We start from the raw sequence: 12273 nt of genomic DNA on the forward strand, positions 1-12273 counted from the left end.
ACCCTCGGCCGACAACGCACGCCACTGAGTTCGGGCCCACGAGGGGCGAGTTTCAGACAGGACTAGACCTCGCTCATTGCGGAGAGGTTCGTTGCTTCTTGTGTTTGCAGTGTGAATTCCTGCGAGCGCGAGGCGGGGCGTTACCGGACGGTAATGGCATAGGGGGCGTGCGCCCTCGTTGTGCGCCCGGCCTGAAGTCGACCTTGTGTGCCCCGTGTGCGCCTAGGAATAGTGGGCGCCGCAGAGTTGGCATGGACGCGGCGTTTTTCTCGTCCGTCGCCTTCCTGCCCGTACGAATTGCGGCCGAGCCGGGCCCCCACGCCCCTCTCGGCCAACCCCCCACAGGAGGACGCAAGTTGAAGCACCGACGCATACCCAGGCGCCGTGCCGTCGTGACGGGTGCGGGCATCGCCGCGCTGGTCGCCGCGGGAGTAACCTTCCAGACTGCGAACGCGAGTGAGAGCGCGTCGGCCCCCGAGCTGAAAGCGCTCACCGTCATGGCGGCCGGAAAGCTCGCCCGGACCCTCGACGCGGACCTCGGCGCCGACGCCGCGGGAACGTACTACGACGCGAAGAGCAAGCTCCTCGTCGTGAACGTGCTCGACGAGTCCGCCGCCGAGACCGTCGAGGCGGCCGGCGCCAAGGCCCGCCTCGTCGAGAACTCCCTCGCCGAGCTGAAGAGCGCCCGGACGACCCTCACATCGGACGCCACCATCCCCGGCACCGCCTGGGCCACCGACCCGACCACCAACAAGGTCGTCGTCACCGCGGACCGCACCGTCTCCAAGGCCGAACTGGCGAGACTCACCGAGGTCGTGGACGGCCTCGGCGCCAAGGCCGAACTCAAGCGCACCGAGGGCGAGTACAAGCCCTTCGTCGCGGGCGGCGACGCCATCACCGGCGGCACCGGCCGCTGCTCCCTCGGCTTCAACGTGGTCAAGGGCGGCGAGCCGTTCTTCCTGACGGCCGGTCACTGCACCGAGGGCATCTCCACCTGGTCGGCCGACGGCCAGGTCATCGGCGAGAACGCGGACTCCAGCTTCCCGGGCGACGACTACGGCCTGGTGAAGTACTCCGCCGACGTCGACCACCCGAGCGAGGTCAACCTCTACAACGGCTCCGCGCAGGCCATCTCCGGGGCCGCCGAGGCGACCGTGGGCATGAAGGTCACCCGCAGCGGCTCGACCACGCAGGTCCACAGCGGCACGGTCACCGGACTCGACGCCACCGTGAACTACGGCAACGGCGACATCGTCAACGGCCTCGTCCAGACCGACGTCTGCGCCGAGCCCGGTGACAGCGGCGGCTCGCTGTTCGCCGGCGACAAGGCCATCGGCCTCACCTCCGGCGGCAGCGGCGACTGCACCTCGGGCGGCGAGACCTTCTTCCAGCCCGTCACCGAGGCGCTGTCGGCGACGGGCACGCAGATCGGCTGACCAACCGGCCGACCCGGTCAACCGGCTGATCAGTCGGACGGCCTGATCAGTCGGACGGCCGCTCCGCCGGTCTCCTCTTCAGGGCCGCCATCACCACGGTGATGGCGGCCCCCGTCGCTGCCCAGGCGGAGAGCACCAGGAGCGGGCCGGTGGTGTCGTTGCCCTCGAAGTAGGCGATCGAGCGGGCCACCCACACACCCGCGCCCGGGGGGAGTGCCGGGCCGATCGCCGCCCAGAAGGGCGGCAGCAGCGGCGACGGCAGCGCGCCCCCGGCGCTCGGGTTGCCCGCGATCACCACCAGCAGGACGGCCACGCCGATGCCGGCGATCCCGAAGACGCACTGGAGCGCCAGCGTGGCCGCGCCCACCGCGAGGACGACCAGTGCCCCCAGTCCCCACAGCGCCGCCACGCTCCCGGGCAGTGCGCCGAGGACCGGCCCGGCGATCACCGCGCCGCCGAGTCCGCCGACGATCGCGAACAGGGCCAGGACGCCCAGCCGGATGATGCCGCGCCGGATGTTGGTGGGCCGCGCCCCGGCGCTCATCGCCAGCGCCGACGCGCACAGATAGCCGCCCACGCACCAGCCCACGACCAGATAGAAGGACGTGAGCCCGTTGGCGTCCCCGGTCTCGGCCGGGGCCACGTCCACCGTGCGCAGCGTGCGGCCCTCTGGCCGCTCCAGCGCGGTGACGAGCGTGGCCAGCGCGGTGGCGAGGGTGCGGCCGCCGCCGGAGGCGACCAGCAGGGTGTCGGTGGTGCCGGCCGGGTCGATCAGCAGGGCGCCGTCGATCTCCCGGCCCACGATCTGCTCGCGCGCCGCCGCCCGGTCGGCCACCGCGCGCGGGTCCAGCGGCTCTCCCGGCAGCCGCTCCAGCCGGTCCACCGCCTGCTCCGCCGCCGCCCGCGGCGCGACGACGCCGAACGGCACGTCCCTGAGCCTCGGACTGTGCAGCGCCCCCACGTACGAGGCGATGAAGAGCAGCTGCAGGGCGAGCACCCCGACGACGAGCAGGGTGGCCCGCGGTGTGATCCCGTCCCTGAGTTCGCCGGCGAAGGATCGGGGGGCGGGGCCGGACGTCTGTGTCATGTCCCCACGGTCTGGCGCGGACGACGTTTGCGCAGGTGGGATGGGGCCGAATGGCGATCGCACAGAAGTTCGAAAAGTGGTCTATGGTGGAGGCGAGGAGCCTGCGAACTAATGTTCGAGCCGAGTGGCTGACGAGTGACCGGGCCGGTGGCCGGGTCGCGGCCGGGGCGGTGGCCCGGCGTCGGCCAAGGTCTTCTTCCTTGGTACGGGGCCGGGTGAGGTAGCAGCCCGGTGACGGGTGCCCTCGACCAGCGGACGCCGACCCGCTTGAGTCATACGCACCGCGTATCGATAGCCCAAACTTTTGATAATTGCCAGATGGCAGCACCGGGCTCAGTGTTGAGGGACAGCCGGAGCTCCCACCGCTTGGCGCGCGACATGTATCCACCGGGAGGGCTCCGCAGGAAGGGAGTTCTCGAGATGGTCGAAGTCAACGTGGATTTCGCCCGGTGCGACGCCAACGGCACCTGTGCGGCACTGATGCCGGACGTGTTCCGGATCGGTGAGGACGGTCTGCTGGAGCAGTTGACGACCGTGGTTGGAGACGATCGCGCGGACGAGCTGGAGGAAGTCATCCTCTGCTGCCCGCTGGGGGCGATCTCGCGCTCATGACCACGACACTGCCTCACTTCGACCCGTTTTCCCCCGATGCCCTCGCGCACCCGGGCGGCGCCCTGGCCGACGGCCCTCTCGCGCTGGGCTCAGTCGGCTACACCGTCCTGAGCTTCGAGCTCGGGACCACCGTGTTGCGGGACAGCCGATTCCAGAACGCTGCGCTCAAGCTGATGGAGGACTTCGGTATCACCGGCGGCCCGGTGCACGATTTCCGCGCGCAAAGCATGCTCATGGCTGAAGGCCCGCGTCACCTCCGGCTTCGCACGCCGCTGGCCCGGTTCATGGGACCGGCGACCGTCGAGAACATCCGCGGCGTCCTGCGCGAGATCATCCAGGATCTCGCCGCCGACCTTGACCCATCCGTGCCGGTCGACTTCCACGGTGGCATCGACCGGCGTCTCCCCGCGCGGGTGTACTGCTACCTCGCCGGCGCGCCGGCCGAGGACGCCCCCAAGGTCGCGAGCCTCTCGGAGCGGACGCTGTCGCTGCTGAACCGCGACCCGAGCATGACGCCGGTGATCCTGGGTGCGTACGAGGAGCTGTTCGCTTACCTGAAGGACCTCGTCGCGCGCAAGCGCGCGGAGGGTCTGGGCGAGGACATGCTTTCGTTCCTGATCGCGCAGCACGATGCCGGCAAGCTCTCCGAGGACGAGCTCCTCAACGAAGCGACCGCCATGCTCGAGGCGAGCTCGGTCAACACCACACACCAGACGGGTCTGGTCGTGTGGACGCTACTGCGCAATCGGGAGATCTGGCAGCGGCTCGTCGAGGACCCGACGCTGATCCCGGCGGCGGTCGTCGAGGTGCTTCGGCTGTACCCCCGGCCCGGGATCGTGAGCAGGATCGCGACCGAGGACATCGAGCTCAACGGGACCGTCATTCCCGCCGGTTCGGACGTGCACGTGGCGGTGTGGTCGGCCAATCGTGACCCGGCGCGCTTCGAGAACCCGGCGGACTTCATGCTCGGGCGAGAGCGCAACCAGCCGCTGACCTTCAGCACGGGCAGCCACAACTGCCTCGGACAGGGTCTTGCGAGGGTCGAGATGGAAGAGGTCGTCACCTACCTGGCCGAGCACTTCCCGAACGCAGTCGTGGTCGAGGAGGGCACCGAGATCGGGCAGGCCGGCGGCCGGTGGCTCGTGAAGTCGCTCACCGTGGACCTGAAGCCGTAGGCGGGACGTAATGACCGACACTGAGGGTTCGTTGACGGAACGTCTGGCCTCGCACTGGGCAAACCTGTCGTTCGACCAGATCCCGGGCGAGGTCGTCGACCGGGTCAAGGACAACATCCTGGACACTTTGGCTGTGGCGCTCGCCGGGGTGAACACCGAGGAGGCGCAGCGGGTCAGGTCCGCCCTGACGAGCGTGCAGCAGACGGAATCGGGGAGCCTGATCTGGGGTACGCCGTTCCTGCTCCCTCCGTCGCACGCCGCGCTTGCCAACGGAACGTCGGCGCACGCCCGCGACTTCGACGACGGAGGCGGACCCGGGCACGCGGGGTCCACCGTCCTGCCGGCTGCCCTCGCCGTCGCCGAGGCGACCGGGGCCGATGGACGGGCGCTGATCGCGGCGACGATCGCCGGGTACGACATCGGCTACCGCACACTGCAGGCGCTCGGCGGTTTCGCCGCCCACACCGACCGGGGCTGGCACTCCAGCGGCACCATGGGCAGCTTCGCCGCTGCCGCCGCCGGCGCGAAGGTCCTGGATCTGGACGCCGAGCAGTTCGCCGACGCGCTGGGCATCGCCGGATCCTTCACGGGCGGCGTCTGGGCGTTCATCGACGACGGTGCGTGGACCAAGCGGATCCATCCCGGCAAGGCCGGAGAGACCGGTGTCGACGCGGCGCTGCTCGCGCGCGCCGGGATCACCGGCCCGCGACGGATCTTCGAGGCCGAGTGGGGCGGCCTGTTCTCCCTCTACAACAGCGGACAGGGATTCACGGATAAGGCGCTGCAAGAACTCGGCGTCGACTTCAACGTCGCGACCGCGTACATCAAGCCCTACGCCTGCTGTCGGGGAAGCCACTCCACGATCGACACGGTGCTCTCACTCATCCAGGGGCGGAACGTCAAGCCGGAGGATGTCCGTCATATCTCGATCACAGCCGGGGAGACGGCGGTGAACATGCTGTCGGTCGACCCGATCGAGACAGTCTTCGACGCACAGTTCAGCCTCCCGTACGCCGTGACCGTCGCCCTGAACAACAGGAGTGTCGGGCTGGACCAGTTCGACCCCCCGCGCGTCGACGAGCCCGGCATCCGGGAGACGTTCCAGAAAATCTCGATGCACGTCGACAGCGGCATCCAGCTGGAGGACGGGCCGCGACTGGACGTGGAGTTCACGGACGGCGAGACGCTGACCCTTCTCGCCGGCAACCCCACCACCGCCAAAGGGTCGGCGCAGAACCCGCTCTCACACGCGGAGGTCGTGGGCAAGGCGGAGACCCTGCTCGCGCCCTACGGGGCCAAGGCCACGCAAGAGCTGGTGCACGCAGTGGAGAACCTGGAGGACGCTCCGGACCTGTCGGAGCTGCTGCGCGCCCTGCGCGCAGGAACGCAAGGAGAATGACGTGGTCACGAGCGAGGTGACGCAGACCGTCGAGCGAACCGAGGTCATCGCGTCCGAGCCGACGGAGTCCTTGGCGGCGGCGCTGGACATCGAGATCCCGCACACAGCGGGAGACCCGGTGCCCCCGCTGTGGCACTGGACATACCTGCTGGAGCGGAGCCCGGAACACGAGCTCGGCGAGGATGGCCACCCCGTCACGGGAATCCCTGCCCCTCCCGGCCCGGGACGCCGACGGATGTTCGGCGGCGGCCGGGTGACAACGCTGGGCCGCCTCGTGATCGGGGAGCCCGCGACAAAGGTCACCTCGATCAAGAGTTCCGTCGACAAGGTGGGCCGGACCGGTCCGCTGACGCTGACGACAGTCCTTCAGGAGGTCTTCCAGGGTGGTGAACTGGTGATCCGGGAGGAGCAGGACATTGTCTATCGTGCGCCCGGTTCCGGGGCGCTGCCGTCCCCGTCCGCGCCGCCGCCAGCACCGGTCGGCCCGGCTTTGGGCCTTACGGTCGACGAGCGACTGCTGTTCCGGTTCTCGGCGTTGACCTACAACGGGCACCGCATCCACTACGACCTGGACTGGTGCAGGCAGGAGGGATACGACGGTCTCGTCATCCACGGGCCCCTGCTGGCGCTCATGATGGGCGAGCACCTCCGCCGCCAGGGCATCGACCTGCGGGGCAAAACCTTTGGCTACCGCTTCGTCTCGCCGCTGACCAAGTCGCAGACCATCACGGTCGTTCCTGGCGCGGACGGGCTGGAGCACGGTGCCGAGGCTCGCGGCGCCGACGGCACCATCGCCGCCGTGAGCACCCTCACGGAGGCCTGAGACCGTGACCGGATCCACCACCGATGTCGTCATTGTCGGCGGGTCGACCGCCGGCCTTCGGGCCGCGGAGGCCGTCGCGCGGCACGCCCCCGAGCTCAGCGTCACGGTCATCAGCGACGAGCCTCATCTGCCTTATGAGCTCCCGCCGTTGTCCAAAGTCGCCCTGGACGACCAACTCGACGTGGGCGCACTCGTGTATCCCTTCGCCGCGGGTCTGCGCGACCAGGGGGTCGACTTCAGACTCAACACCCGTGCCCGGGCACTCGACACGAAGTCGAACACCGTCTTCCTGTCCGACGGAGAACTGACCTATCGTGCGCTCGTCATCGCGACCGGGTGCGAGGCGTTGATCCCGCCGCTGTTCGCCGGTCGTCCCGGTGTGCACGCGTTGCGTCGCTTCGAGGACGCGACTGCCCTACGTGCGGCCGTCGCCGATCCGGCACTCTCCGTCGCCATCGTCGGAGCCGGCTTCATCGGTGGCGAGTTCGCCTCGACGCTCGTGAAGGCGGGGCGCGCCGTCTCGCTCATCGACCTGGCGGCGAAGCCGCTGGGGCGGTTCGGCGAGCCGGTCGCCGACGCCTACGTGGCCCTCCATCGGAACGCGGGCGTCGGCCTCTTCCTGGGCAGCGGTGTCGTCGACGTCGCCGAGGAGGACGGCCGCCGCTCGCTGGTGCTCGACGACGGCACGCGGGTTCCCGCCGACGTGATCGTCGTCGGCGTCGGTGTTCGCCCGTCGATCGACTGGCTCCGGGACTCCGGGCTGACGTTCGACAACGGGATCCTGGCCGATGCCACCCTCCGGGCGGCGGACAACGTGTTCGTCGCCGGCGACGTCGTCCGCTGGCCCAACGCCCGGTTCGGCACGGTGATGCGGACCGAGCACTGGACCAGCGCTGCCGAGCAGGGGCGCGCCGCGGGGATCAACGCCGTGAAACTCATCCGCGGCAGCGAGAGCGAGGACTTCGCAAACGTGCCGTACTTCTGGTCGGACCAGCACGGCATCCGGATCCAGTTCTCGGGCCATCTGAACGGTGACGAGGAAATCGTGGCGAGTCGCACCACGGACGGCTCTCTCTTCCTCTACCGGCGGGGTGAGGTGGTGACCGGCGTGCTGGCCTTCGAGCGGCGCGCTCAGTTCGTCAAGCTGCGGGCGCTGCTGCGACGGGAACTGAGTTGGCAGGCCGTCGGCGAGCTCATGCCCCAGACAATCCTCAACAAGGAGTACCAGTGATGGCTGACGTGACGGAACGGCGCAGTGCGGTCATTACAGGGGCAGCCCAGGGGCTGGGCGCGGAGATCGCCTTCCGTCTGGCCGCTGAGGGATTCGCGATCGCCCTCCTGGACCTGCAAAAAGAGGGCCTGAACCGCACCAAGGGAGAGATCCAAAGCCGCTTCGGCGAGAGCGCGGTCAAGGTGATTCCGGTTGATCTTTCCGGTGAGGAACTCGTCGCCGGCGCGTTCGGGGAGATCGACGTGGAGTTCGGGCGCATCGACGTTCTCGTGAACACCGCGGGTGGCAGTGGGACAGTACAGGTCCGAGACATCGAAGACCTGTCGTCACAGACGTGGCACACCGTGCTGGACAACAACGTCACGAGCACGTTCCTGTGCTGCAAGTACGCCGTGCCGATCATGCGGCGTAACGGCTACGGCCGGATCGTCAACTTCTCCTCCGCGGTGTCAAGTGGCCTCGCCGGCCCGTCCGGGACGATCGGCGCGCGGCTTCCCTACGCGGCCTCCAAGGCGGCGATCAACGGCTTGACCAAACAGCTCGCCAAGGACCTCACCCGCAGCGGAATCACCGTGAACGCGGTCTCCCCCGGGCTCATCCTGCCCGAGGAGGGCCGTGTGAGGACGGTGTTCGACTCTCTCTCCGACACGGACCAGGCCGCCATCCGTAAGGCGATTCCTGCCGGGCGAACCGGTACGGCGCTTGAGATCGCGTCTGCCGTCGCATATTTGGTCTCCGAGGATGCCGGCTTCACTTCCGGCACCATCCTGAGCGTCGACGGCGCCGCTTCCTAGTCCCCGCCCTGCGCCCAATATCTACGGCGCATCAGAGCAACAAGAGAGGGAGCCGGCCATTGCTCCAGCATCCATTGGTCCTCGTGCCCGCACTGGGTTCCGATGCCCGGCTGTGGCAGCCGGTCATCGACCGCATCCACGACCGCATCGAATCCGAATGCGTGGTCATTCAGGGCACCGGGGACTCGATCGAGTCCATGGCGGACGACATACTCGGCCAGGCACCGGACCGGTTCTACCTGGCTGGGATCTCGATGGGCGGCTATGTCTCCCTGGACATCGTGCTCCGAGGGACCGGGCGAGTCGCGGGGCTGGCGTTGCTGAACACGTCCGCGATCGCCGCACCGCCCGACCGCCGAAAGAGCTCGGTCAGCCTCATCGCGCTGGCCGAGTCCGGTCGCTTCGACGAGGCGGTGGACCGGGTCAGCGGCGCCGTCGCGCCGACCCGCCCCGATGTGACCGCCCTCGCGGCCTCCATGGCTCGTGACCTGGGCCCCGAAATCTTCAAGGCGCAGCAGACCGCGGTGCTGGACCGTCGTAATCGCAGGTCCGAGATCGCGAAGATCGCCGTGCCGACGTTGATCGTCGCCGGCGACGCGGACGCGATCACGCCTCTCCAGTTGAGCGAGGAGATGGCAGACTCGATACCCGATGCGGAGCTGCACGTCCTCGGAGGGATCGGCCACCTCTCGACCCTCGAAGTGCCCACCGTGGTCGCGTCGCATCTCGTGGACTGGCTGCTGCGCATCGACGGCCACGGCCGAAAGACAACGCGATGACGATCTCCTTCGATCACACGGCGCACGACCAGAGGGTGCTCTTCGGCACCGGCAAGGCAGTCGCCAACACGGTCGTGGCGCTCGAAAGCCTCGGCGCGAAGCGGGTGCTGCTCATCGCGGACGCGTTCGCGACAGTGCTCTCCGACGCCGTCGCCGAACTAAGCCCCGTCGTGGCGCGGGTCCACGAAATCGTCCAGCACGTGCCGATCGAGAACGCCACGAGGACCGTCGCGCTCGCCCGAGAGCAAGGGGCCGACGCGGTCATCACGATCGGCGGCGGGTCCTCCATCGGCCTGGCGAAGATCGTCGCCCGTGACGCCGGCCTGCCGATCGTCGCGGTGCCGACCACCTTCGCCGGCTCCGAGGCGACGAACGTGTGGGGCGTCACCGAGGCCGGGCGCAAGACCACCGGCATCGACGACAAGGTGCTGCCGAAAGTCATCGTCTACGACGCATCCCTCATGGCGAGCCTGCCCGGCCGGCTGGCCGTCTCCAGCGGGCTCAACGCGGTCGCGCACGCCGTCGACGGGTTCTGGTCTCCCCGGACCGACCCGATCAACAGGGCGATGGGCACGGAAGGGCTGCGAGCCCTCTTCCCCGGGCTGCGCGCTCTGCACGCCGATCCGGAGGACATCGGCGCCCGCGAGCAGACGCTCTACGGTGCTTACCTCGCTGCGGTCGCGTTCGCCTCCGCAGGTTCCGGAATGCACCACAAGATCTGCCACGCGCTCGGCGGCACCTACAACATGCCGCATGCGGAGACGCACTCCGTCGTGATCGGCTACGTCACGGCGTTCAACGCCCCGTACGCCTCTGAGGCCGCCGAGCGCCTCGCCGCGGCGATCGGCGACGGCCGCACTGCCGCCGCCGGGATCTACGCACTGCGTCAGGGGGTCGAGGCCCCGATGTCGCTGAAGGAGCTCGGCTTCAAGGAGGACCACATCTCCGAGGCGGCCGGCATCATCCTCCCGGCCATCCCGCCGTCGAACCCCCGCCCCGTGACCCGAGCCAACCTCGAGGCGCTGCTGCGCGCCGCCTGGGCAGGCGACCTGATCGAGTGAAGGACGGACCGACCATGACCATCCACACCGTCTCGGTCGCGCAGGCATCCGAGTGACTGAGGAGGGGGAATGCCGCAGCGCATTCCACCCTCCTCAGTCATGCGAGCTGGTGGCGACCCCGTCAGTCCCACGTCACAGGCATGGCGGTGAGTCCACGGAAGCACCAGCCGTACCATGCCTCCTGACGCCGTGGATCGGTGCGCAGTCCGGGAAGTACCGTGTACGCGAGGCGGCCCTGCCGGTAACAGCAGACCGAGGACCGGCCCGTGCCGGGATCACCGATCACGACGTTGTCGCCGTCAGGCCGACGTAGCCCCGCGATCTGCAACTTCCACTATCTTGGCGGCTCCAGAACCAGGGCAGGTCCGCGTAGGCATCGGTGACACCGAGAAACGTCAGGGCGACGTGACGGGCCTGAGCGGTGGATGTCCACGTCGGACGGTGAACCAGCAGGCTCACGGCAGAGTGGGCGACGTGTGCCTGCCGCGCTACGACGCCTTTGCGGCGTCGAACCTCGCCCGGGATTCGGCGATTTCGCCCGCGTGCCGGTCGATGCAGTCGAGCAGCGTCATAAACCCGCCCGACAACTCCCTGCCGAGCGGTGTCAGAGAGTACTCCACGTGCCGGCGTCCGTCGTCGAAGACCTCGCGCGCGATGATGCCGTCCCGTTCGAGCAGCCGGAGATTCAGCGTCAGCATCCGCTGCGAGATCGGGTGTGAGGGGTCCAGCGCCGCGAGCAGCCGCTGGATCGTCGACGGCCGATACGGTCCGGTGCGAACGATCACCAGGAGCCAGTTGCGCCAATAGTTGCCGATGTGATCCACGACGGCCACGATCGGGTTGTCGCTGCTCTGCTCGAAGCGCGCCAGCTGCCCGGAAACGTACTCGAAGAGTTCCTCTACGCGGCGCGTTCGGCAGCGTCGCGCCGCCGTACTCGTCGTCGCGCCTGTTGGTCTCGTGCCAGAGGAACGGGTCGAGCAGATAGCCGTGGGCACAGTGCACCTCGATCCCGTGCGCGCCGATCTCCCGGGCGATCAGCGCGCTCTGGACGTACGCCTCCTTGGTGTCCTCAAGATCCCGCCTCGTCATCGCCACGCCGTTCGGGCGGTCCTCCTGCACAAGTCCTAACGGGCTGAGCGCCGGATGATCCGGGTATGGGTTGGGCACGCCGTCGAGCACCAGGCGCAGCGCACCCGGATGCCACAGCTGCATGAGGAACACCACGTCGCCCGTCCCGAGCACGGCGTGGGCGACGCGACGCCAGTCGTCCACCGTCCTGCGGCCGATGATGCCGAAAACTGCAGGTTCGGCATGAAGGCGGCGAGCGTTGCCGCAGGGCTGTGGGAGGAATTCACTTACGAGGCGCCTTGCTGGGGCCGGGTTGAAGCGTAGAAACTCCCATCTTTCCAGCTCAGCGGGCACCTCTCTGCGTCAGCCCCGCCAGCGGCCCATCACCCGTCGGTGGAACCAGGCCGGGCGCGGGCAGGGACAGCATCGACGACGCCGTGCTGCGGCACGGCGCGATGCACGGCGCCTTCACCGGCTTGCGTGCACCGTTCACACTCGGCTCTTTCCTGCGCGTGCTTCCTGGGGGCTCGTGCGGCAACTGCGGTCCGTCGCCCGCGTGTTCACCTGCACCTGCCGGACCCAGCAACCTGCTACCCAGCTCGGATCAGGCGGTCTGCCTGGATATCGACTCCAGGCGGAAGCAGGTCTACGGCGCTGCCGACCAGGGCGCCGAGCACAGTTGCACCAAGGTCCGCGGCCTGCACTTCCAGATCGTCACCGGCTCCACCACGCTCGCCGCTCCCGTTGTGGCCGAGGCGCTACGGAAGAGCTCGGCCGGCTCGGCCAAGGGTGCCGCTCCCTGATCGCC

Annotated in this window: 12 protein-coding genes and 1 pseudogene; 10 read left to right on the forward strand and 3 right to left on the reverse strand. The window is 68.8% G+C overall.

All coding sequences use genetic code 11. From position 1 onward, the window contains the following. Nucleotides 1-356 precede the first annotated feature (356 nt). Complete coding sequence (locus STRBO_RS0114660) at nucleotides 357-1436, forward strand: S1 family peptidase (protein ID WP_086016366.1); 1080 nt, start codon at nucleotides 357-359, stop codon at nucleotides 1434-1436. Nucleotides 1437-1482: 46 nt separating this feature from the next. Here the strand turns inward: STRBO_RS0114660 and STRBO_RS0114665 are convergent, their stop codons facing one another. Next, nucleotides 1483-2523: a hypothetical protein gene (locus STRBO_RS0114665; protein WP_005484990.1), complete on the reverse strand. Its 1041-nt coding sequence runs from the start codon at nucleotides 2521-2523 to the stop codon at nucleotides 1483-1485. A 420-nt stretch (nucleotides 2524-2943) separates the two neighbouring features. Between STRBO_RS0114665 and STRBO_RS0114670 the strand changes: the two genes are divergently transcribed. The 8 genes from STRBO_RS0114670 to STRBO_RS0114705 all read left to right on the forward strand — a co-directional run bounded on the left by STRBO_RS0114670 (nucleotide 2944) and on the right by STRBO_RS0114705 (nucleotide 10397). Continuing rightward, on the forward strand, nucleotides 2944-3135 hold the full coding sequence (locus tag STRBO_RS0114670) for a ferredoxin (protein WP_005484992.1): 192 nt from the start codon (nucleotides 2944-2946) through the stop codon (nucleotides 3133-3135). Next, the gene (locus tag STRBO_RS0114675; protein ID WP_005484993.1) at nucleotides 3132-4310 is read left to right on the forward strand and encodes a cytochrome P450; all 1179 of its coding nucleotides are present in this window, start codon (nucleotides 3132-3134) and stop codon (nucleotides 4308-4310) included. Before STRBO_RS0114670 ends, STRBO_RS0114675 begins: the two co-directional genes overlap by 4 nt. A gap of 10 nt (nucleotides 4311-4320) precedes the next feature. Continuing rightward, nucleotides 4321-5709, forward strand: coding sequence for an MmgE/PrpD family protein (locus STRBO_RS0114680; protein ID WP_005484995.1), 1389 nt, complete (start codon nucleotides 4321-4323; stop codon nucleotides 5707-5709). A 1-nt stretch (nucleotide 5710) separates the two neighbouring features. Continuing rightward, on the forward strand, nucleotides 5711-6532 hold the full coding sequence (locus tag STRBO_RS0114685) for an HTD2 family dehydratase (RefSeq protein ID WP_005484996.1): 822 nt from the start codon (nucleotides 5711-5713) through the stop codon (nucleotides 6530-6532). 4 nt (nucleotides 6533-6536) lie between these two features. Then, on the forward strand, nucleotides 6537-7763 hold the full coding sequence (locus STRBO_RS0114690) for an NAD(P)/FAD-dependent oxidoreductase (RefSeq protein ID WP_005484997.1): 1227 nt from the start codon (nucleotides 6537-6539) through the stop codon (nucleotides 7761-7763). After that, nucleotides 7763-8557 carry an SDR family NAD(P)-dependent oxidoreductase gene (locus tag STRBO_RS0114695; protein WP_020114377.1) on the forward strand — a complete coding sequence of 265 codons (795 nt, stop codon included), beginning with the start codon at nucleotides 7763-7765 and terminating at the stop codon, nucleotides 8555-8557. The genes STRBO_RS0114690 and STRBO_RS0114695 overlap by 1 nt, the downstream gene beginning before the upstream one ends. 83 nt (nucleotides 8558-8640) lie before the next feature. Further along, nucleotides 8641-9336 (forward strand): alpha/beta fold hydrolase, encoded by a 696-nt coding sequence (locus tag STRBO_RS0114700; RefSeq protein WP_245170659.1) that lies wholly within the window; start codon nucleotides 8641-8643, stop codon nucleotides 9334-9336. Next, complete coding sequence (locus tag STRBO_RS0114705) at nucleotides 9333-10397, forward strand: maleylacetate reductase (RefSeq protein WP_005485001.1); 1065 nt, start codon at nucleotides 9333-9335, stop codon at nucleotides 10395-10397. The genes STRBO_RS0114700 and STRBO_RS0114705 overlap by 4 nt, the downstream gene beginning before the upstream one ends. Before the next feature lie 488 nt (nucleotides 10398-10885). Here STRBO_RS0114705 and STRBO_RS45410 read toward each other — a convergent pair whose 3' ends face one another. Both STRBO_RS45410 and STRBO_RS45910 read right to left on the reverse strand, forming a co-directional pair. Beyond that, nucleotides 10886-11392 carry a winged helix-turn-helix transcriptional regulator gene (locus tag STRBO_RS45410; protein ID WP_280633989.1) on the reverse strand — a complete coding sequence of 169 codons (507 nt, stop codon included), beginning with the start codon at nucleotides 11390-11392 and terminating at the stop codon, nucleotides 10886-10888. Further along, nucleotides 11379-11819, reverse strand: a pseudogene (locus STRBO_RS45910) (oxidoreductase); the annotation flags it as partial. The pseudogene STRBO_RS45910 and the gene STRBO_RS45410, both read right to left, overlap by 14 nt. A gap of 83 nt (nucleotides 11820-11902) precedes the next feature. On the opposite strand from STRBO_RS45910, the gene STRBO_RS43440 reads away from it, so the two are divergent. Continuing rightward, nucleotides 11903-12268: a hypothetical protein gene (locus tag STRBO_RS43440; protein WP_005485006.1), complete on the forward strand. Its 366-nt coding sequence runs from the start codon at nucleotides 11903-11905 to the stop codon at nucleotides 12266-12268. Nucleotides 12269-12273: the final 5 nt, after the last annotated feature.

Source organism: Streptomyces bottropensis ATCC 25435 (assembly GCF_000383595.1).
GTDB lineage: Bacteria > Actinomycetota > Actinomycetes > Streptomycetales > Streptomycetaceae > Streptomyces > Streptomyces bottropensis.

Excerpts from the sequence above, each read along its gene's own strand:
- STRBO_RS0114680 (WP_005484995.1), top strand. The coding sequence starts at position 4,321 with ATGACCGACACTGAGGGTTCGTTGACGGAACGTCTGGCCTCGCACTGG.
- STRBO_RS0114705 (WP_005485001.1), top strand. The coding sequence starts at position 9,333 with ATGACGATCTCCTTCGATCACACGGCGCACGACCAGAGGGTGCTCTTC.
- STRBO_RS0114665 (WP_005484990.1), bottom strand. The coding sequence starts at position 2,523 with ATGACACAGACGTCCGGCCCCGCCCCCCGATCCTTCGCCGGCGAACTC.
- STRBO_RS0114675 (WP_005484993.1), top strand. The coding sequence starts at position 3,132 with ATGACCACGACACTGCCTCACTTCGACCCGTTTTCCCCCGATGCCCTC.
- STRBO_RS0114670 (WP_005484992.1), top strand. The coding sequence starts at position 2,944 with ATGGTCGAAGTCAACGTGGATTTCGCCCGGTGCGACGCCAACGGCACC.
- STRBO_RS0114695 (WP_020114377.1), top strand. The coding sequence starts at position 7,763 with ATGGCTGACGTGACGGAACGGCGCAGTGCGGTCATTACAGGGGCAGCC.